This is a genomic window from Amphibacillus indicireducens (genome assembly GCF_039539605.1).
Classification (GTDB): domain Bacteria; phylum Bacillota; class Bacilli; order Bacillales; family Amphibacillaceae; genus Amphibacillus; species Amphibacillus indicireducens.
In genome coordinates this window covers 1-1,388 of the sequence record NZ_BAABDL010000068.1, presented here as the reverse complement: position 1 = coordinate 1,388, position 1,388 = coordinate 1, and the positions used below count along the sequence as shown (strand labels likewise).

Genomic DNA, 1,388 nt, shown 5'->3' with positions numbered 1-1,388 from the left:
TCATTTTACACGACTTTAAAATTGAAATTGAAGAATACAATGCACGTGGAAAAAAGAATTGCTTTCCAATATTCGAACGTTGTCCGGGTTGTGGCTGTATTTCGCAAGGGAACTTACATAGGAATGGGTTTTATTTTCGATATGGGTTAAAGGAGGACAAGGAATTTTATATTCCTATTTGTCGTTTCAGGTGTTTGTCTTGTAAGGTGAGTATTTCAATTCTACCCAGCTTTCTTATTCCTTACTTCCAACATACATTACATACAATAGTGGATCGGTTGGATCGTGCCTTAAAGCGGAAAAAGGTAAATGGAAGCCGACAACAATTAGCTCAGCATTTAAAGCGTTTCTATAAAAATATCCACTGGCTACACACCTTTTTCAACGAATTAAACTACCAATTGGGGTTTTCAAAAGATGTAAAAAAAGAAGCCCTAAAACATGTGAAAAGGATCCGAGATTTTGACGAATCTTCCTTCTTTCGAAGGAGCTGGGGTCACTTATCATCATATTTTATGGGCAAATTAATTTTACCATATTCATCGCATGAAATAAATATAATTGTTCCCACATAAAAATTGCCTATGAATCTATTGTCAGGAAAAGTAGAATAAAAGTAATGGATAACCGGTTGTCCTTCTATTAAAAGGAGGAAAATTCAATGAATGAAAAATCACGGGAGGAAATTGCTTTATTTCGCTATGGGTTGATAGCTCCGCTTTTAAATGGACAAGTTCAACCAAAAGAATATTTTGAAAGAATCGAAGGAAAAACACATGATATTCCCTATTATGGGGAACGAAAAGTGGCAGCCAAGACCATAGAAGGATGGCTTTTAAACTATCGAAGAAATGGATTTGACACGTTAAAACCTAAAAGACGATCCGATCGTGGCGATGCCAGAAAGCTTTCGTCGGAGGATAAGGATCATATCTTGGAGATAAGAAAAAAATCCCTCCACATGCCAGTCAGCGTATTTTATGATCAACTGATTGAGCGTGGAGAGATAACAAAAAATCAAATATCTTATTCCACTATAAATCGTTTATTAAAAAAACACAAGCTCGCTGGACGTCATCATATGAGCTATCATTCTGAAAAAGAACGGAAACGTTTTGCCTACGATCAAGTCAATGTTTTGTGGCAAGCTGATTTATCACACGGCCCCTATATTCCAATCAGTGGAAAAATGAAGAAAACATTTTTGATTGCCTATATTGATGACTGTTCAAGACTTGTCCCTTATGGACAATTTTTCACTTCGGAGAAGTTTGATGGGTTACGAGAGGTAACAAGAGAAGCTTTGATTAGGCGTGGGAAGCCAACTATTATCTATGCGGATAATGGTAAAATCTATCGATCTGACACCTTGCAGTATGCTTGTGCTC

1 protein-coding gene is annotated in these 1,388 nt (G+C 36.7%); it reads left to right on the top strand.

From position 1 onward, the window contains the following. Nucleotides 1-661 precede the first annotated feature (661 nt). Nucleotides 662-1,388: helix-turn-helix domain-containing protein (locus ABD814_RS06475; protein ID WP_344911490.1), on the top strand; the 727-nt coding region annotated here is incomplete at its 3' end.